The sequence below is a fragment of the Streptomyces inhibens genome (genome assembly GCF_003389455.1).
Lineage (GTDB): Bacteria > Actinomycetota > Actinomycetes > Streptomycetales > Streptomycetaceae > Streptomyces > Streptomyces inhibens.
Map to the genome: position 1 here is coordinate 36,277 of NZ_QUAC01000483.1, position 19,603 is coordinate 55,879.

Sequence of the window (19,603 nt, forward strand, 5' to 3'; positions counted from 1 at the left end):
GACCACTCCACCTCAACGAATGGAGAGCCGATCGCATGGAATATCATGATTGGGATTCCCCAATACGAACAAAAAGGCTCAACGAGATACTGAAATCCAAGCGAAAGGAGGCGGGGCTCACCCAGTCGCGAGGCGCCTATGAGATGAGGTGCCACGATTCTTACCTTCAACGGGTCGAAAAAGGCAAAGCTAAACCTTCCATTACCTTCCTGGTCGATTTGATCGAACTGTATAAAATCCAGGACGCTCAAACAATTCATAAAATCTGGTGGCTGGCGCGTGGCCATGCCCCTCCCGGCAACGTAAACCCTTTAGCCGGCATGAGCATCGATAGCAATTTTCGCGACCTGGTGCTCCAGGACAACAAATGTATGGCTTACTTGACAGACGGGGCGTACAACGTCCTGGCATACAACCAGCTCTGGGCGGACGTGTTCGAAGGTTCCCCACCGAAGAACATGCTTGAGTGGATGATGCTCAATGATCAGGCGCGAGGTGGTCCGATGGTGAAGAACCCTGTTCTCGTGGACTGGGGATCACAATGGGCTCCCTGCTTCGTCACTCAACTGAAACACGTCGTTGAAATGTCGGGAGGCAAGAACCAGCAATTGAATCAGATGCTGACGAAGGTGAAGGCCGACCCCCGAGCCCTACGCGCATACTCAAGCTATGCCGACACGCCAATCCACTCTGATGGCGCATGCCGGCCTTTTCACCATCCCAACGAAGGGCGCGGCTACGTCCGGCTTTTCCCGGTGTCGCTGGTCGGCTCGGCGGCTACCATTATGCGCCTGGAATTCACGAAGATGCGTCCGACATATCAGACTGTGCTGACCGCGGAGGGAGAGGTCCAGGAGGAGATCGCCTGATCGAGGCACGTATCGGTGGACCGATGCCACTGTCGCGTGGCGCCGGGGCGTTGGGGCGCGGGACGGTGCTCGCGGAGGGACGCCGCTGGCGACCGGTGTTTAGCCCTGGGACGGGCCGCCCCTTGCTGCGGGGTGGCCCGTGCAGTACCCGATCCAGGGAAGGGCTCGGTCTGGCAGGTTTACTTTCCGTTCGCGAATTTCGGGGCACCTGGGTATTCCCCTGGCAGTCGCGGTGCGAGTTGATCCGTACGCTGCGCTCGCAACCACGCTGTGCGCGTGGTGCGGAACATGCTCATAGGAAGGCAGCGTATGGTCAGCGCACACGTCGGCGCCCCACATATCGTCCGCGGGAAGTACACCGTGCCCCACGCCGAGATGTGCGAGGAGCTGATATCCCACTACCCCCTCGGCCTGGACGGACGGCTGACGGAGGTGGCTCGGAAGGTCTCGATCATGCTCCGGAACTTGGGGATCGAATCACTCTCCCTAACCCGGCCGCTTCGGAGTCCCACCATCTCTGGCACTGCGGAGGTCGAGGACCGCAACGACGTGGTCTTCGAGGACTCCCTGGAGATGGCCGCGCAGGCGGCCACGCAGGCCCTCGAAGCTGAGGGCATGAGGCCGGCCGAGGTGGGATGCCGTCTACTTGAGTCACAGCTTGTCACTTCGCCTGCCGGGCCTGGGGGCCCCTGTGCAATGCGTTGGGGCTCCGTCCGGATGTGGATCTGTGCAACGTGAGCGCAGCGACGTGCGCCGGAGGAGGGCTGAGCCTGGTCCACGCCTTCAACCGCCTGCAGGGCTTCCTGGATGACAAGGTGCTGGTGGTCGTGGCTGAGAAGCTCACAACGGCCATCCCAAGGAGCCAACACCGGATCGTGGAGAAGGTCTACGGCGGCCTGTTCGCGGATACGGCCGGCGCCTGCATCGTGACCTCCGCCCGGCGCCCAGGGCTCGTCATCGAGCATGCCGGGCAGCGCAGGCTGCCTAACAGCGAGGACCGCTACTTCGTGCGCCTTCGCCAAGCCGGAGTCCGATTCGCTTCGGAGGGAAGTCGACCGGCATACCGCGCCATTTGATGCCGTTGTCAGACGGGCCACTGCAATCTGCTGACCTGCGAAGCCCATGGGGCCTGCTTGAGCCGGATGCCGGGACGACTGGCACGTCCGGTTCTGAGGGGGCCGGGTCACGGCAACGTGATCCGGCTACCCGACCCACAGATTGCGGATGGGGCGTCCCGTCACGCTCCGCATCCGGCTGCCGATTCTCGCCTGGGGAGAAGGTGTTGACCAGGACCAACATTTCCCGCACTCAAATACGGGGTCTGGTAGAGGTACATTATTGCCGTGGACACGGCTACCGAACGCAATGACTCCCCCGGTAACTTACAGCAGCCGCACCTGCGCTACCTGCTCAAAGAACTGCTCACGGCACACAGGTTGCAGGCAGATCCACGAGACTTCGATTGGGAACCCCACAAGCGACCAGCCCAAGGAAGAAAATCAGGGGAGCGCGTCAACCACAAGCAGATTGCCGCCAAACTAGGCAAAGAAGCGAAATGGTATATGCGGCGCGAGTCGATGCAACTCCGCTTCACGCCGAAGGAACTTAAGCAGGTGGCGGACCTCTTGCAGATGACATGGCGCGCGCGGGTCGCCCTCTACCGCCGAGCCCTGCGGTCCGAGCCACACCCCTCCTCTGGTGGGCCCGTCACCCCAGCCAGTGACTCGTCATGGGCGAGAGGGCTCCTCTCCCAGCCGACCTGCCTAGTCGACACGAGCTTCGCGGTCCTGGACTGGAACCAACCGTTTGCCAAGCTCGTCCGAGTCAGCGAAAGACGGCTGGCACGAGGCAACTTGATGTCATTGCTGCTCATGGAGGACGTGGCTCGCGAATGGGCGGATGGGGATACCTGGCAAGAGATCCTCGCAGCCGAACTCATCGAGGCTGCCGCGCTCCACTGGACGGAGAGCCCGCACTTGCAACAGCTCCACGAAGCCGCGCTGGATGACCCGGTCGTTGGCTCCGTGTATGAGAAGTCCGCCGGCTACACGTTCCCTGAGCGGAATTGCAAACTTGCCATGCGATACCTCCATCCCGGCGTTCAGGAAGTCACATTCACGCACGCGGGCGGCCTTCAGTAATGGCGGAGGGCACGACAAACATCCAATCTCGGTCACTGCTCTTCGCGCCGTGAAGGCATCGCCAGGCGGTATGTCACTGGCGATGCTTGTTTGCCTCCGCGAAGCCTGGGCCTTGCCTTCCAGCTCACTTTCGACTGAACTGGCTCGACGGTGCGCCTTCCCGAGCGGCGCTTCCGTCCCGGGCCAAGCCGGTTGTGAGGGCCGCGCTGTGGCCTCGCAGGGCATGACGGTGACCTCCCCCCACCGGGCTGGGCGCTGCGAATCCCCCCTCCCAGCACTCGGCCCGGTGCCCGACTGGCGCACCGAGCCCATCCCTTTCACCACAGCAACGGGGCCCAGGCGCATCGGTCACCACCGGGTCTGTGCTGCCCCGCCACCGTGGCCTGTTGTCGCGTGATGCATGCCTGTCGCCGGCTGTTCGATAGATTTGATCGCCAACGGGGGCTCATGTTTCCGTCCTCGTAAGGTCGTTGGCCCTTGGGGCCCCTCTTGGAGGGAAGCGCACATGGCGGACCAGTCGCAAAAGAGTAGGTGGACTCGCCGGCACATTTTGGAGTCCGCGGCGAGAGTGATCAGTGAGACCGGCTCCTCTACACCATTAAGGGAAATATTTGCCGAAATCGGCCGGACGTCAGGGACTTTCTATTACCACTTCCCGGACAAAATTGCCCTCATCCAGGGAATCGTCGACGAGGCGGAGGCAGGTTTGCTGCGTTCCACCGAAGTCGCTGAGGGTGGCCTAGAGCTTCAAAAGTGGGTCGACTTCGGCTTGACGGTGGCCTATTGCATACCCCGGATCCCCACGTTGCAGGCCAGCCTCCGTGTCTCCGCTGAGATCCGAGCACGACGTGACATCAAAACACCGCTGGACGCTTGGACAAGCCGAAACTGCCAGTACCTTGCCGCGGCACGCGCCCGCCAGGAACTTCAAGATGGATACTACGAAGACACTGATGCGGCTCATGGTGCGTGCAGCCTTGAGAGCTTGAGCCGTATTGTCGTTGAACATTGGGTCGGGGCTGCGGCGCTGTCAGATCGTGACGACTGTCAGGCTGAGAAGAGCATCCGCGATTGGTACAGGATCATCCTCCCATCTTTGGCTCGGGACGGTGTCCTGAAGCGGTTGAACGTCAGCCCTGAGCGGGGAGAACAGTTGGCGCAGAATCACGCCTACTTTTCGGCCACTTCGATCTCGGCCTGACGCTTGACCTCGTGGAACAGCCCTCGCGTCTCGCGAAACATGCAGTTCGGCGCCCCATGCGTGCTTCACGCGGTGTCAGGCCCCCGGCCTTCGGGATCGCGAGTGCGGGGCTGATGGCGGCGGGCGCCGTCTTTGCCCGGCGCCTGGCCTGCAGGCTCCGCCCTTGAGGGCCGGAGCGGCCTGCAGCGCGTCGGTTTAAGGCCCCCCGCCGCTGGTTAGCGACTCCTTGCCCGTAGATTCGATGATGCCCAAGGAAGTCTGGAGGAAGACCGTGTCAAGTCAATCTGCCCCTCACCTCAGCAGGCGCGAGATATTAGAGGCGGGTGCCCGCGTTTTCGTGGACGTCGACTACGACGAGGCCACGATGACAGATATTTCACGTAGCGCCGGGGTCTCGGAGGAGAAGCTGCGCGAGGTGTTCGAGACAAAGGAAGGCTTTGCAGAGGCTCTGCTGGAGCAATCCGTGGTGGACATCAGCATGGTCGTGGCGCGCGATCCCGAGCCAGTAATCTTGCAGGAACTTTTAAATGCCGGAAACGCCCTGGTCACTCGAAGCGATGACGTACTCCAGCAGGCCTCTGCTCGCCTGACATTGGAAGGGGCAAACGGCCACTCTAACTCATGGAACGGCCTGCGATACTGGGTCCAGTATGTCGAAGGCATTCTGCTGAGGTCACTCAAAAACGGCGAACTCATGGGCCGTTGCACGGAAGTTCGCACGGTTGCTGAAAGCATCGTCAGCTCTTTCGCCGGCCTTCGTCTAATCTCTCTCGCGTCAGCCGGAGATGTAAGCCTTCTCGGCTCACGAATGCCGACCCTTTTCAAAACGATTCTCCCCTCGATCACTCCACCAGGGACCTTGGAGAGACTGCGTTGGAGGCCCGCGGGGGCGAGCGGCACGACGGCACTCGCGGGGCTCACTGGCTACCCGGCCTCCAGGACTGCTCAGCCTGCCAGCTGGCATCACCCACAACGCCGCTGACAATCTGTGCACCGGGGCAGACCCTCGATTTTCGGGCGTTGTCACAACGGAGGGGCAGGCACACCACCGCCGTCCTGAAGATCCCGGCCGACGCGTGGACGCCGACCGTCTTCGGTCATTTGGCGATGTCCAAGCGGCAGCGCCACAGGGCTTTGACGCTGGAGTCGTACGGATTCGTGTGCCCTTGCTACCTGTCCTCGATGAAGAAGGAAGATTCCGTGTCGGCGTCGGCTGAATCCATGGTTCGGCCGTCGTCGAGATTCCTGCCAAGTGGGCGGAAGCTATGGACGCTCACCGTGCCATGGGCACGCCGCTCCGAACGCTGTAAAGCTAGACGCCCATGCAGAACCGGCCAGTCCTGCGGAACAGGCACGACCGGTGACGATGAGGCGATCTACGATCGATGATCGCGGCAGTCAAAGCCCCGTGTAGAAAAGGAGATTGCCTTGTTGCTGAGCAACTTCCTGCACCATTCCGGCTCTCCCCCATCGTCTCCCCGGCCTCCCTGGCGGCGCTGCCCAGTGCCGTTCCTGTCACGTGCAGGGCGCACACTCACCGGTTATCACGGCATCGGTGAATGATCGCCGCAGCCAGCGGACTGAACGGTGAGGAGGAGCATCGGGGTGGTTGCCAGCTGCGAACGATACCTTCAGCATCGACGGACCTGGGCAGTCCGCGCGGCGCGGCTCTTTGACTGGCACGCATTGCGATCCGGGCACCCACTTGTGCTCATCGATGGCTCGCGCATTGCAGGTGTCGACATGACCGGGGCGCATCCTTCTGCAGACCTGCACGTTCTGGACCTCGGTGAAGCCACGCTGTTGCCCGGGCTGATCGACTCTCATGTACACCTCGCCTTCGACCCCGACAGCCAGTCGAAGCAGGCGATGGCAGAAGAAGATGCCCACACGCCCCTGGCACGCATGCGCGTCCACGCCGGGCAACAGCTGCGGGCGGGTATCACCACCGTACGAGACCTCGGTGATCGTCATCACCTCGCAGTAGCACTTCGTGAACATTTCACGGCCGGGACGGAGATAGGACCGGAAATTCTCGCCGCAGGACCGCCCATCACGCGGTCTCGCGGGCACTGCTGGTTCTTGGGCGGCGAAGCCGACGGCATCACGGCCGTGCAGACCGCAGTCAAGGAGCGCATCGCACGCGGCGCCGACGTAATCAAGATTATGGCAACCGGCGGCCTGATCTCCCGGATGGGGACCGCACCAGTCGCAGTACACACTCGACGAACTTCCAGCGGCAACGCGAACAGCCCACGCGCACGGCAGGCCAGTCACCGCGCATGCCCACGGTCGGCAAGGGATCGCTGACGCCGTCGCAGCCGGAATCGACGGCATCGAACACGTCTCCTTTGCGGCCATAGTGCAGGCGGGGATCTTCGTCGGCGTCACCGAAGCATGGCTCCCGGAAGGCTCGATGGTCGCACCACACATGGCCAGGCGAGTAGAGCAACGGAGCGAGAATTTCGCACGGATGCACCGCGAGGGAGCGAAGCTCGTCTGCTGCTCCGATGCCGGCCCCGGTCCCCGCAAACCAGCAGGCCTTCGCCAACCTCATCGGCATGCCCTTCGACCAGGCCGTAGAAGGGACAGACACCGAACTGCGCATGCGCGGCCCGCTGCAGTGGCGCGTCGGATCCGTCGTCGGCGATGCGGCCGCCTGCCGCCCCTGGCTCGGCTTGCCCGCCCGCGGCCTTCGTGTGCTGGGGCTGATCAACTGCGACGCTGCAGGCATCGTCCTGGTCGAGAACGAGGACGCCTTCCAACAGGTCTGCCAAATCCCCGAGATCGTCGACCGCTGGCTGTGTATCTGGGGCGCCGGATACGCCACCGACGGACTCATCGAGTTCCTCCGGACGATGGCCCCGCTGCCGGTTGCCGCCTGGCAAGACCTCGACGCCCACGGCATCCGTATCATCCACAACCTCACCGAACGCATCGAGCGCCCCGTCAGCCCGGTGGGCATGAACGTCGAGCTGTACCGGGCCGGGCCCAAGTACAAGCAGGAGCCAGAGAAACTCGAGGGCAACCGCCAGCTCACCGCCGTACTCGCAGAGAAAGGCCCCGTGGCAATGCGGCCTCTCGCCGCAGAGATCGCCGTCAATGGAGGCGAGGGATGTGAGCACGAAACCCTCTACGCGCACGTCCTGCCCACACTCGCCAAACAGCTGGACGAGGTCCTTGCCCAGCACGAGAACTCCACTGCGCCGTAGGGCCGGCAGAACCGTTACACAGCGCGCCCGGGCAAGGCTGCGGGAGAGTTCACCGCGATCTGCCGGCTCAAGACCAGCTCGACCTGGAGCAGCATAGCGAGCGCACCATCGAAGGCTGGGTCAGCTTGAGGCCGATCGGGCCTTCCCTCACAGAGAGAATGCAAAGCTGAGCGGTCCTCCCCTCCCCCGTCACTCCCCCGGAGCGCATGCCATACCGGTCTGCACGAAATTGACACCGGCTTTCGTCACCCATGTCACTAGTAATCGGCAGACGATGTCAGCAGCTTTCCCCTGTTCGAGCCGGGCCTAAGCTGACATCGCAGTGACGATCAGCAACTGACAATCTCATGCAGACCATCAATGGAGACCGGGCTGCACTACGCCCGGGCCTGGGCAGCCGAACACCGAACCCTCGACCTGCCCCGCACCGCCCACCACTTCGGCTTTCCCCTCGGCCGCTGGCTGGCCAGACAACGGCACCAGGCCAACCTCCACCGCGAACTCTTCGACACCCCCTGGCCGCACGAGGAACCCCTCGCCCGCATCGACCCGTACTGGAACCCGCCTTGGGGCATGGTCTGGCAACGGCGCTACCAAGCCGCCCGCGCACAGCTCACTCCCGGCCAAGACCTCGCCCCGGGCAAAGGCTTCCCCGGCACACCGGACTGGACCGGGCAATGGCTGTACGAACAGTGCACCCACTACGACGAACTCCACCCCCGACAGCGGCAGCTGCTCACCGGCCTCGGCCTCACGACTGAAGGTGCCCGGGCCGCCCGGCCCCGCCGCATCCCCCAGGCCGCAGCCTTCGCAGCCGGGCTGGTCCACGCTGCGGCCTGGGCTGACCAGCACGGACACCTCACGGTCACCGGAGACACCCGCCTCGACGGCTACCCGCTCGGCCGATGGCTTGCCCACCAACGCAAACGTGCCGCCCGCGGACGGCTACCGGAGGACCGCATCAAAGCACTGGAGGCTATCGATCCCCACTGGAACCCGACGGGAGGCCTGCGCTGGCACCAGGCCTACCTCACCGCCCGCACCCACACCACCAACCGACCTCTGGGCACCACGGCCGACCTCGACGCACTCCCATCTGCCACAGCGAAATGGCTGTTCACACAGTGCTCCAGCTACGACAGCCTCCACCTCGAACAGCAGCAACTGCTCGCCGACATCGGCCTCACAGACGAACGCGCCCGCATGCTGGCACCACCACCGAAACCTCAACGACCAGCCCGCCCCGCCCGCCCCCGCCTGAAGAACCCGCCCTCGTCACTCGCTGCCGGTCTGCCCTACGCCCAAGCCTGGGCCGCCCAGTACGGAAACCTCACCTCAGCCGGATACTGCACCGAACGCGAAGGCTTCCCCCTCGGATGGTGGCTGTACAAACAACGCCGAGCCGCCCACGCCCACCTGAAACGAACCGGCCGGCCATGGCCCCACGAGGCACAGCTCGCCGCCCTCGACCCGTGGTGGAACCCGCCCTGGCGAGCCAACTGGAACCACAGCTGGCACCAAGCCCACACCTACTACAGCACCGGACGGCCCTTCCCCAACAACACCACAAAATGGATCCGCACCCAGCAACGAGCCTGGGAACAGCTCCACCCCCACCAGCAACACCTGCTGGCCACCTTCGGCATCCACGGCCCCACGCCCCTACACCGCTATAACAGCCGTCCAGCGAACCCGACCGGTCAGCCAAACAAACTGACCAACAGCCACCCCGCCACCCCGAAACGAGAAAACCGCAGCTCACAAACCCGTCCAGCTCCAACCCGCAAGCAACGTCACGCCCCTCGCCAGCACACAGCACACTGCCAGGCCCAACCAGCCAACTGATCAGCCCAGCTCAACACCCAAGAACCCGATCAGAAACAACGAACCGCGACACCTTCCGTGGTGTACATCAGAACCCACGGCGGTTCGAACTCTAAGACGAATACTTTGGGTGCCTGTAGTGGCGGCAGTTGGTAGGTAGCGCTCTAAGTGGCTTCCACAACCAGGGTACGCGCGGGCGTACTTATCGCTACACTCTCGCTCTGCTAAGGGGGCACTACGCAGAGCAAGCGCCAGCGATGGGCCGACTGCGGGTGAGTTCGGGGGGCACATATGGTTCCACAGGTTGAGTTCGCTCCCACGTGTGGTATCGATCTTGATGATCAGCCGTACATCATCGATGCTCTGTGCGATGTCGCCGTGTTGGAGAGCGACGTCACCGTCGAGGAGGGCGAGGATCCGCCGAAGGGGTACTGGCCTGGTGGTGTTCACACGGTCACGGTGCTGCGGAGGCTTGCTGGTGGGCGCAGTGGTTCGGAAGTCCTGGAGATCGAGGTCAGCGTAAAGAAGGCCGCCAGCTTCCTTCAGGTCGCAAAGCTGATGCGCCATGACGAGGCCATGAAAGAGTGGACAGCTTTCAACGCCTTGGCGAGGAAACACGACGACACCCTTTACGTGCCGATCGTGGCTGTGAGTCGGTCTGTGATCGACAAGCAGTATGCGGTGGACTTCAAACAACATGTGGTGGTCTATGCGCATGTGCGGGACCGCGATCAGAACACCGAGGGGACTCTCCGGTCACTGGAAGACGTGGTGGTCGAAGCGATTGAGGATCCAGAGTCGACTGGTCAGGGCGTGGCGGCCCTTTCGGCAATGATGAGTACGCTCAGGAACAAGCTCTACCGGAACGCCTCCTCGGCGTCGGAACAATTATTGGGGCAGGAGAACTGGAGTCTTGGCCCCAATGCGGTGCTGAAGGTCGATGAGATCGACGCGGAAGGCCAAGGACCGGTTCGACTCATAGACGGAAACCCCGGTGCGAAGGATCTCGAGAAGCCTGCGGTGACTTCTACCGAGCTCTTGCAAGCATCCACCTCGCCTCCAGGTATCGGCCGCAGTCTGGCCAAGGGGGACAAGGCCCGCCTGATGTTGCGCAAGGCCAAGGTAGAGGGCTCGGTGGTGTCAGGTCAGTTCAACACCCTTCGAGTGCACGTCGAGCTGACTGGCGGAGTAGGTGATCGGACTGACGTGGCCGACCTGATCGGCGAGCGGCCTCTCGATGTGTACGGGACGGTTCAGTACACCCGGTCCCAGCGCTGGTCGGATCTCTACGCGTCCTGTCTGCTGGCGAAGGGCGACTTCACCGAGACGGAAGGTTTGCTGCAGTACGACGGAACAACGGTGGAGCACCCCATGAAGGCGCTGCTCAGCGTCCTTTCAGCCTCCGTTGAAGCGAGGACAAGATCGCAAGTTCACGGCGACCTCAATCCACGCAACATCATGTTCTGCGACAAGAATCCGTACTTGATCGACTTTGCGTCCTTTGAGCAGGACAGTTATCTGCTCTCCGACCTGGCGTGGATGGAGGTATGCACCCTCCGGGACTGCGTATCGCCCTTCCTGTCCTGGGCTGACCTGGTGAGGTTGCAGCGGTACTTAGCATTGCTCACCATTGTCATTCCCCTCTGGGGAGCTGACGCGGTGGCCTCGGCTGCGGCATTTTTGGTGGAATCAGTCCGCGAGGATGCGCCTGTCCTGAGTCGTTGCCTAGCGCTGTTGTGGGCGCTCCGGCTGGGCATCTGGAAGACCGTGCCAGTCGATGACCGCGAGGCATGGCCCAGGCATTATTTTCAGCACTTGACCTTGGCGGCCTGTCGCACGTTCAAGTGGGAGTCTTCTCGACAGTCCGAGCATCAGGTCGGTGCCTCCACCGCGGTTGCCGGAGTAGCTTCAGAGTGTCTCGGCCCCGGATTCAGCACCCTCTTTGACCAGTGGAGCGCCAACCAGGCACGGATCGCTCGCGAGATGCTGCTGGAGCACTCCGATGAGCTCAGCTGGCCGTCCGCTGATCTGCTGACTGCCGCCTTGGTGGCTGAAGGTATCGAACGGCCACGGAAGGCGGGCTCGGCGGCAAGGCGGGCGATGGAGCGTCTGTTCAGCGGTCCGCTGGCATCGGCGTTCGAGGAACTGCAACGTCACTGCAGGAACAAGGAGTTCGACAGCTCTCAGCACTACCATGACTTCACTTACATCCCCCTTGAGGGGCGTGTACTGGCCCCGGGAGAACCCTACGTCCAGCAGGGCGAAGGGGCTTTGACCGTAGCTCCCAAGAGCTGCTTACGTCTCCTGGCACAGCATGATGTTGTGGTTCTGGTGGCTGACTCGGGGTCGGGGAAGAGCGTGGTGACCCGCGAGCTGAAGATGCGCATGATGAACGCGTTCTCCAAGAACGCAGATCCAGCGAAGACCGCCGGTACCCCGTGCTGTCTCCCGTTGTCTGTCAGCGCGGTGCAGCTGAGTATTGAGCTGCACGCGGCTTCAGAGTTGACCCCTTCCAAGATCCTTCGTGGCCTGATTCAGCTTCCGGATGAGGTATCGCAAGGGCGGCTGGAGCGCCTCTTGGAAATTGGGGCCGTTCACCTGACGGTGGACGATCTGCACAAAGTTGAGCTGCGGCGTCGAAGAGGTGTGACGGCTTGGCTCAAGGAGCTTCACGTCAAACACCCACAGATGCGCATCGTAGTGTGCCAGCGTGGTGGAGATTATCAGCCTGAGGTCTTCGGGTGGCCGGCTGTCGTGCTACACAAGGTCCGGGAGTTGCCTGCGCGCACCTTCATAGCCGATGAGCTGCGCAAGAGACACCCGGCCACGTGGCAGGCGGAATTCGCTCAGCTGGAAGAGCTGCTCTTCAAAGACCCTGCAGCTGTGGCGTTACGCGAACTCGCTGGCCGACCGCTGTTTTTGAAGATGCTGGTGAGGCACTTCGTGGATACCGGCGAGGTTCCCTCCAACCCGGGAATCCTGGTCCACAAGTACCTGGAGCGCATGCTGAAGTCGGGGGAGCATGCCATCCCGGTTGCTCAGCAGAAGCAGATGCTGAACAAGCTGGTGAGCAAGCTCGGAGATTCTGGGGCGCTGAGTCGCGAAGAGGCCGTCCAGGTCGTCGGGGATCCGGCGCGTCATGATGCGGAGCAGGATCTGGAGACGCTGCTGTCGACGACCGCTGTGCAGGAGGACTCTGCGCGGATCACCTTCTGCAACCCCCTGGTGCAGGCACTGTGTGCAGCGTCCGTCCTTCTGGAGGATGCGCAAGACCATCCACCTTCGGTCACTGACCGTATCCGAAAATTTGGTTGGCGGGACGCGGCTCTCTTCCTGGTCGCTGACCCTCATGCAGATGAGGAGACAGTTGCTGCGGTGCTTAGCACTGCAGTGGAAGCGAATCCCTGGTACGGGGCGATGCTCTTGCAGGCGGCTCCTGAGGATGCTGTGCCGGGAGTGCGGCAGGCGTTTTTAGAAGCTCAGCATGCGGTGCTGCGTTCGGAGGCGAGTGGCAGGCCGGCGTGGCGTCAGTCTGCCTACGCCCTTGCCAAGTACGGTGCGCCGTCGGCCATGGATGTCCTGCAGCAGGTGGCGCTCAACGAAAGTAGCGCTCCGCAGGCGGTGAAGGCGGCTCTGGACGGCTTGGTGATGATGCACCAGTGGTTCGTTCCGGACGCAACGTCCACCTTGCAAGGGGTCCTATGTCACCTGCTTGATCCGGCACCTGGGGTGAGCGTGGAGGACTCTGTTGTCGTCCGGGCTCTGCGCAGCATTCAGGCGGCGGGGCTGACGAGCCTGGCGGGCTATGCGTGGTCCCGTCTCGAACAGTCCGGTGCCTCATGGGAGGTGATTTCCCAGGCATGGGACACGCTCGCGCAGTTGAGGGTGCTGCCCAACAGGGCATTGCGGGCTGTATATGCCCAGGCGTGCACACGGCAGTTGTCGCAGATCGACAGGGAGCTGGGGGTTACGGCGGCAACTGCTGCGGCTGAAGAGCTCAATGAAGAGCGTCTGTTCTTGCTGAAGCGGCTGGCTGCTGAAGGGGATATCGAGTCTCTGCTCGCTTACCGTTTTCGAGCTGGCCTGGCTGAGTGCCCCGACTGGCGGGAGATGCTGGATCAAGCTGCCAGAGCTGTGCAAGCCGGCTCTCCCCAGAACGTCTTGGCCGGTGCCTTGCTCGACCAGGAGATGTTCGGTACAGGGCCTGATGGCTGGAGGGACCTGCTCACGCAGCCCAATGAGCATCTGGCGATAATCGGGGCACATCGTTTGCTGTCCGACGGTCGCGTCTTGGGTGCCCCGCTGCTGGAAGAGGTCGGTGCTCAGGCGTCAGCAAAGAGACTGTCGATCGTGGCAGCGTTCGTCCACTGCTTGTCACCTGGCGGCCAGGGAGTGCTGGAGCGGCTGCTCAAGCCCGTTCTGGCCAAGCTCACAGCGGATTTCATCGACCCGGTCTCCTGCTTGGTGTCCGCAGCGGGAACCCTCGACCACGACTTGGGACTACGGCTGGCACTCAAGGTGCAAGAAGCGCTGTTGGAGCACGGCCTGGATCAGCAGGCAGTGCACTGGCCGTGGTGCACGACGTGGCGCCGCGTTCTGCCGCTGCGCGCGGAGACGGCGTTGTTCGTCGATGAGCAGGGCATCGATTCCCCCTCGTTGACCGCGTTGCTCGGCAGTGTCGATGTACTGCTGGACGCGCCGTTCGTCCAGCCGATGATCCTCACACCGGCGGTGAGGGAGCAGTTGTTTTCGCTGCAGCCGAAGAGCCCTGAGGGGATAGCTGCTCATCAGTTCGTGATGCTTGCAGCAAGCGCGGGATTGTTCGAGGCTCTGCCGTTCGTCCATGAGGTTGCTGCAAATGAGTACAACATCAGCACGATCATTACCCACTCACATGGCGAGCATGGTCTGGTACAGGTGTCACTGGCAGCGCACGCCACCACGGCCATTGGATACCTAGGAAGTCTGGCATTGCTGGAGGACCTGATGCTGGAAGCAGAGACAGCGGAGCAGGCTCTGCACAGGATGGCGCACGAGACCGACTCACTGCATCCAAGTCTGGAGCGGGCCCGTCTGGTCGGTCTGGGCTACTGGGGTCATTGGCAGGACCTGTTGTCTGCTTTGTCCCCGGGAGATCCGGTGCTGTCAGCGGCCGCCCGCAACATCGTCAACTATTGGCTGCCCGGTCCACGGGACCGTCTGGGCGAAGCCTGCTTTCACAGCATCGCGAGGTGGACCCGCCGCGAGCTGGAGACAGGGAAGCTTCCGGCATCGACACAGGCCGTGCTGACGCACATTCACGACAGCACGGAAAACAGACTGGGACGCTATGTGCGGTGAACGTAAAGCCCCTGGGCTAGGGCAGCCCCATCTCCCGTTTGGCCGCAGCCACCACAATGCGGCGGCTGCGAGCGGCGGTGGCCAGTGCTTCCTGCCGGGCAAGGCCCGGCAGGGCTTCCTGGGCTGCGCGCTGGCACCGCAGAAGATCCTCGCCGGCTTGCAGGACTTCTTCCGAGGCAAGCAGGCGCAGCCGGGTCAGCTGGCTGCGCATCTCGGCGTAAAACGCTTGAGCGGTGTCGACGTTGAGGGGGTGCTCGGCGGGGGTGTCTCGGACGATGTCGGAGTGCGCCCAGCTGGCTTCAAGGAAGGCGACGAAGGCATCCGTGAGCGACTCGCGCGCCCACTTTCGGTGTTCGCGACGGCCGCCGATCACCGTCGTCACGATCAAGGTGGCCAGGCTTGTCGCGGCCGCCACCCATGCTGCCCACGCGCTCGCGTCCCCCATCGTCGTATTGTCTCCGCCCGGAGGCGGCCCCGGGGGCGCAATCAGCAAGATGTGGCAGGTGTCAAGCTCGCAAACTCATCTCATTTTCTCCTTGGCCTAGCGGCGTCTGCTGCTGGACAGTCATGGCAAGGGAGTCAGGCGGTCGGCGCCGATGCCGGCATGTTCGACAGTTCCTTGGGGGGGCTTTGCCATGGCGGCAGCTGAGTCAGGTCGGCCGAACGACCCGGGAAGCGGGGTCGCTGCACCAGCGTCTCTGCAGCAGGCGATGGTGGACGTGTTGTCCAGCTCACCACGTCTTGCCTCTCTCTCGGGGCGTCGCGCCCTGGTCCGGATGCTCGCCCGGTCCCTGGATGATCCGCTCAGTGAGTCTGATGCCCAAGTCCGCTCCCTTGACCAGTTCTCACAGCTGGTGGCGCAATGCACCGCCCTGGCGGAGGGCGCCGATGTGCTGGCGGATGCCGTCAGCACGCTGACCGGGGATCTGCGCACCACTCAGCGGATGCGGCTGTTGTGCGACCGCTGGTCAGCGCGGACGTGGCTGCCCGAAGGGGAGCTGTGTGCGCTGGAGAGGCTGTTAAGTCAGGCCTCGCCCGACGATGTTCACGTCATTGCTCAGGCCTCACTGCAGCCGCTGGCTGCCCCTTTGCCACTCCACTGCACTCATGCGTGGAGCATTCTGCTCCATCTGTTGCGACGTAATGCCTTGCCCAACGGGCTGCCCCCCTTCATGGCCTTCCTTGAGTACCTGGCGGCCGCGGTCGGTGACAGCGTCGGCGAGCAGATCCGCAGCTGGACACTCAATCACGCAGAGGCATCCGGGCTGGTGCCTTCACTGCGGGAGTGCAGAGCACGAGCCACCTCGGTTCAGTTGCCTGACGCCACCGGCCGTCGGGTGATGTTCGTACTGATGCCAGATGGCTTGGAGAGCGACTACTACGTCCTGCGGGTGTGGCACGAGGAGGGAGGCGCCTACGACGGGCCTCCGCTGCGGGACGACGACACACGGGTGCGCCATCCAGACATTGCCCGGGCTGTTGCCAACAAGCTTCGCCATGCTCTTATCGCTGGCCAACGCACTGATCTGACAGTCGAGTTCTGGCTGCCGCTGGCATTGGTGAACCAACCTGTGTGGGAGTGGTGCCAGCCGGCGAGCGAGCCGGATGTCGAGTGGGACTGCCGCGTGCTGGTACGCAGTCTTGACCGACCTCAATCGCCCGACTCCCATTCCTCCTGGCGCAAACGCTGGACACGCCTTATGCGCGAAGATGCCTCGCCCTGCACCAGTCGCCGTGACCTGGCAGACGACGAGCGGCAGTCGAGGGAACCACTTGTACTGAGCTCCCCCCCTGACGTGGAAGACGGCCGCAAAGAGCTCATGGAGGCCATTCGCTCCGGTGTCCCGGCGATCTTGTGGCACCGCCAGAATTGCTCCAAGCCTTTTCGCGAATCCGTGCAGAACTTCATCCACAGCGGCCCTCTCAAAGACCTTCCGAGCAGGATTGGCGAAATCCATTTGTCACCGGGACCGCTGGGAGACGAGGCAGAGCTCCTGCGCGAAGTGACTTTGCTGTGGGATGACCCCGACCGTCCGCTGCCGGTGCTCAAGCCGCTCGTCGCTCCGGATGAGGTTCCCACCCTGTGAGTACGCCTGAGGCCGCGACATGGCTCATCACCGCTGCCCCCGCCATGCCCGTCACGCCTGCCCAGCTACGCGGCCCGGGGCATCTCGCTGCTTCCCGGAAGGTCTTCGCGCCAGCGCCGGAAGGGTGGCCTTCCTCCCTTCCTCTTCCTGCCGCCGAAGCGTCGGTCAGCGCTCTGTATGCGCTGAGTCAACTGCACCCGGAGCTAGCGGATTTCTGCAAAACGCCCCAGGACGCTTATGCCATACCCTCGGCACCTGGACCGGTCTGTCCTCCGGTGTCAGACCTCCCGGTACGCGAGCTGATCCTTGTGGTCGACACCGGCCTTTCGATGTCCGCCTGGTACCCGACCGTCAACGCTTTCGCCGCGTGTGCCTGTGAACTGCCAATTTTCAATGACGTCCACATCGTCAAGCTGCGCAGCCAGCCCTCGTCAACGTACCCGGAGCTTTTTGACCGCCCTGCGGTGAACAAACTCGGGCTTGGTCTGCCTGCACCGCCCCATCGCCAAAAGACGATCTTCGTCCTCACAGATGCTGTCGGCGCTGCATGGAAGCGTGGACTGATCTGGAACGATCTTCGCGCGTGGGCCCAGAACCACACCGTGGCAATCCTGCACGTGCTCCCCCACCACGACTGGTACTTGTCGGGCATTCACGCCCGGCCCCATCAGCTGCGCGCTCGAGAGCCGGGCTGTTCCAACAGCGCTCTGGAGGTCGCGCCCCCCGAGGCCGTGCCGCCTTCTGCTGGGGAGGGCGGGGGGCTGGAGCGAGACCGGCACAAGGTTTTGGTTCCGGTACTGGAAATACGGAAACGATGGCTGGACCAATGGGTTCGGCTGATGACGTCCCGGCTGTTGGTGCACCAGCAGGTGCTAGAGATTCCACCGCCGTCGGCGACTGCTGGGTTGGTGCCCACCCCCAGCCCTGCGCCAGACGCTGTTGCCAGTCCTGAACAGAGCATCGGGGAGTTCCGCACCGCCGCCTCCGAGAACGCCTTCAGCCTCGCCGTACTCCTGGCCGCCGCCCCGCTCAACCGCCACATCATGCAGCTCTTGGCCGCCGAACTCCTGCCCGCCGCAAGTCCTGGCGACCTGGCCGCCGTCCTCACCAGCGGACTTCTTGTCACCATGGAGAACAGTGCGGAACATAGTGACCCGCACGACCAGGTGGTATTCGACTTCACCCCCGACGTGCGAGAAAAACTGCTGTCTCTCGGGGAATCCGCGAAGACCCGACGCGTCGTCGCCCTCCTCGATCATTACCTGGGCCCGCACGTGCCGGCCATCCGCGGCATCACCCAAAGAGTCAAAAACCCTGCCACAGCGTTCCCTCCCGGCATCACGGCCGAGACTCTCCCCTACCTCCGCGTCGAATGCGCCGTGCTCACCGCCCTCTCAGGCGCCTCCACGCCTCACCGCGAAGCAGCAGAACGGCTACGTACAAAGGTCGACGAGTTCGAAACCGAGCAACGACGGGCCACAGCGGCCAATCCCTAAGGGCTGTCCCGTAAATGATCTTCGGGTTGCCTCAGCTTGTTCTTTAAGGTCCGAGAAGCTGTGTCCAATATCCCTCCTCATGTGGCTAGTTGGCGGTTTGATCTGATTCGCTCGCTGTTCGGTCGAGCCATGGAAGCCCTCGGTTGTTGGTGGGCGCTCGGAGACGCCACTTTGGAGATCGAACCGCTGCGGTCATGGCGGCCATCTGTCGGTAGGCGAGGACATGGGCCCCCGCTTGCCAGGCATGGTCCACTACTCCGTGATACCGTGTAGTGGTACTTGGTACTACGTAGTACCAGGAGACCGAAGAGGACCCGCGATGGACGATCTGACGGAGATGCTGAAGGGCACGCTTGAGGGCTGCGTGCTTCAAATCATCGGCAGCGAGGAGACCTACGGGTACGCCATCACGCGTCGGCTGAACGAACTTGGCTTCGCCGACGTCGTCGAGGGGACGATCTACACCATCTTGCTGCGACTGGAGAGGAACGGGCTCGTCCAGGTGACGAAACGACCATCCGGACTGGGTCCACCGCGCAAGTTCTTTGCGCTCAACGACGCAGGGCGCGAAGAACTCGCGACGTTCTGGGCGAAATGGGAGTACCTCTCATCACGAATCGACAAGCTCAAGGAGGGCGGGCGATGAACTTCTGGGAAACCATTACGGGCAGCGACCTCACGAGGGAATGCAAGGCGTTCGAAACCCGGGCCGAGGCATTGCCGGCCGACTACCGGGCGGCGTGGGAACAGATCAAGGTTCACGTCTCCCCCTACTCGGGCTTCACGGGTCGCAACCTGATGCCGATTCTTGGTGGCGCCCTGGGGCTGCTCGAAGAAACAGCGGCGGATGGGCAGAGCATTCACGAGGTGCTCGGCGACGACATCGATGGCTTCTGCGCGGCGCTGACCGGCGGAGAAGGGGCCCGGAGCTATCGCGACCGGTGGCGCGAGCAGTTGAACAGGAACGTCGCAAAGAAACTGGGCCAGCTAGGAGGCTGACGTGGGCATCCAAGACATCATCCGGGGCAAGAAGCAGTGGCGGGCGCACATGGCGCGGGTCCAGGCGCTGCCGCCGGACTACCAGATCGTCTACAAGGAGATGCAGAGGTACCTCTTCAAGGTCGGACCGATCGACTTGCCTGACGGGCACCTGCTCTCAGGGATTGTCGATTTCTTCGAGGAGGGCGTGGCGGCCGGCAAGGGAGTCCTGGAACTCATCGGCAACGACGTCGCTGCCTTCTGCGACGACCTGGTCAAGGACTCGCGCACCAACGCGGACATCTATCAGGAGTCCATCAGCGGGGAGCCCGGCACAGCCGAGAAGTAACACCCGTCGATTTGGTCGGTGGCTCAGCGCATCCGGTCAGCCGCTGAGCTTGTTCATTACGGAATCGCTTCGGAGATGCCCGCTTCGTCGACGATCTGTCGCTTGA

16 protein-coding genes and 1 pseudogene are annotated in these 19,603 nt (G+C 63.0%); 16 read left to right on the forward strand and 1 reads right to left on the reverse strand.

Annotated elements, in window-relative coordinates:
• The first annotated feature begins 35 nt into the window (after window positions 1-35).
• From DY245_RS42810 to DY245_RS42850, 11 genes and pseudogenes are all read left to right on the forward strand, one after another.
• Window positions 36-869, forward strand: coding sequence for a helix-turn-helix domain-containing protein (locus DY245_RS42810; protein WP_128512521.1), 834 nt, complete (start codon window positions 36-38; stop codon window positions 867-869).
• Between the two features lie 309 nt (window positions 870-1,178).
• A complete protein-coding gene (locus DY245_RS42815; RefSeq protein ID WP_128512522.1) occupies window positions 1,179-1,607 on the forward strand; it encodes a beta-ketoacyl-[acyl-carrier-protein] synthase family protein in 429 nt (142 codons plus the stop codon).
• Window positions 1,604-1,945 carry a beta-ketoacyl-[acyl-carrier-protein] synthase family protein gene (locus DY245_RS42820; RefSeq protein ID WP_181924107.1) on the forward strand — a complete coding sequence of 114 codons (342 nt, stop codon included), beginning with the start codon at window positions 1,604-1,606 and terminating at the stop codon, window positions 1,943-1,945. The genes DY245_RS42815 and DY245_RS42820 overlap by 4 nt, the downstream gene beginning before the upstream one ends.
• 267 nt (window positions 1,946-2,212) lie before the next feature.
• Window positions 2,213-3,010 carry a hypothetical protein gene (locus DY245_RS42825; RefSeq protein WP_128512524.1) on the forward strand — a complete coding sequence of 266 codons (798 nt, stop codon included), beginning with the start codon at window positions 2,213-2,215 and terminating at the stop codon, window positions 3,008-3,010.
• A gap of 505 nt (window positions 3,011-3,515) precedes the next feature.
• Window positions 3,516-4,211: a TetR/AcrR family transcriptional regulator gene (locus DY245_RS42830; RefSeq protein ID WP_280525058.1), complete on the forward strand. Its 696-nt coding sequence runs from the start codon at window positions 3,516-3,518 to the stop codon at window positions 4,209-4,211.
• Window positions 4,212-4,455: 244 nt separating this feature from the next.
• Window positions 4,456-5,193 (forward strand): TetR family transcriptional regulator, encoded by a 738-nt coding sequence (locus tag DY245_RS42835; RefSeq protein WP_280525059.1) that lies wholly within the window; start codon window positions 4,456-4,458, stop codon window positions 5,191-5,193.
• 761 nt (window positions 5,194-5,954) lie between these two features.
• The gene (locus DY245_RS45560; RefSeq protein WP_220378006.1) at window positions 5,955-6,521 is read left to right on the forward strand and encodes an amidohydrolase family protein; all 567 of its coding nucleotides are present in this window, start codon (window positions 5,955-5,957) and stop codon (window positions 6,519-6,521) included.
• Window positions 6,478-6,666 (forward strand): annotated as a pseudogene (locus DY245_RS48590) (amidohydrolase family protein); the annotation flags it as partial. The gene DY245_RS45560 and the pseudogene DY245_RS48590, both read left to right, overlap by 44 nt.
• 55 nt (window positions 6,667-6,721) lie before the next feature.
• Window positions 6,722-7,423, forward strand: coding sequence for a Wadjet anti-phage system protein JetD domain-containing protein (locus tag DY245_RS45570; RefSeq protein ID WP_220378007.1), 702 nt, complete (start codon window positions 6,722-6,724; stop codon window positions 7,421-7,423).
• 360 nt (window positions 7,424-7,783) lie between these two features.
• On the forward strand, window positions 7,784-9,268 hold the full coding sequence (locus DY245_RS42845) for a helicase associated domain-containing protein (RefSeq protein ID WP_128512527.1): 1,485 nt from the start codon (window positions 7,784-7,786) through the stop codon (window positions 9,266-9,268).
• Window positions 9,269-9,538: 270 nt separating this feature from the next.
• On the forward strand, window positions 9,539-14,587 hold the full coding sequence (locus DY245_RS42850) for a hypothetical protein (RefSeq protein WP_128512528.1): 5,049 nt from the start codon (window positions 9,539-9,541) through the stop codon (window positions 14,585-14,587).
• Between the two features lie 16 nt (window positions 14,588-14,603).
• Here the strand turns inward: DY245_RS42850 and DY245_RS42855 are convergent, their stop codons facing one another.
• On the reverse strand, window positions 14,604-15,032 hold the full coding sequence (locus tag DY245_RS42855; RefSeq protein WP_128512529.1) for a hypothetical protein: 429 nt from the start codon (window positions 15,030-15,032) through the stop codon (window positions 14,604-14,606).
• 265 nt (window positions 15,033-15,297) lie between these two features.
• On the opposite strand from DY245_RS42855, the gene DY245_RS42860 reads away from it, so the two are divergent.
• The 5 genes from DY245_RS42860 (at window position 15,298) to DY245_RS42880 (ending at window position 19,497) form a co-directional block, all read left to right on the forward strand.
• A complete protein-coding gene (locus tag DY245_RS42860; RefSeq protein ID WP_128512530.1) occupies window positions 15,298-16,674 on the forward strand; it encodes a VMAP-C domain-containing protein in 1,377 nt (458 codons plus the stop codon).
• Window positions 16,675-16,718: 44 nt separating this feature from the next.
• Window positions 16,719-18,170 (forward strand): SAV_2336 N-terminal domain-related protein, encoded by a 1,452-nt coding sequence (locus DY245_RS42865; protein WP_280525060.1) that lies wholly within the window; start codon window positions 16,719-16,721, stop codon window positions 18,168-18,170.
• Between the two features lie 319 nt (window positions 18,171-18,489).
• Window positions 18,490-18,816: a PadR family transcriptional regulator gene (locus DY245_RS42870; protein ID WP_128512532.1), complete on the forward strand. Its 327-nt coding sequence runs from the start codon at window positions 18,490-18,492 to the stop codon at window positions 18,814-18,816.
• Complete coding sequence (locus DY245_RS42875) at window positions 18,813-19,169, forward strand: DUF1048 domain-containing protein (protein WP_128512533.1); 357 nt, start codon at window positions 18,813-18,815, stop codon at window positions 19,167-19,169. The genes DY245_RS42870 and DY245_RS42875 overlap by 4 nt, the downstream gene beginning before the upstream one ends.
• A 1-nt stretch (window position 19,170) precedes the next feature.
• On the forward strand, window positions 19,171-19,497 hold the full coding sequence (locus DY245_RS42880) for a DUF1048 domain-containing protein (protein WP_128512534.1): 327 nt from the start codon (window positions 19,171-19,173) through the stop codon (window positions 19,495-19,497).
• Window positions 19,498-19,603: the final 106 nt, after the last annotated feature.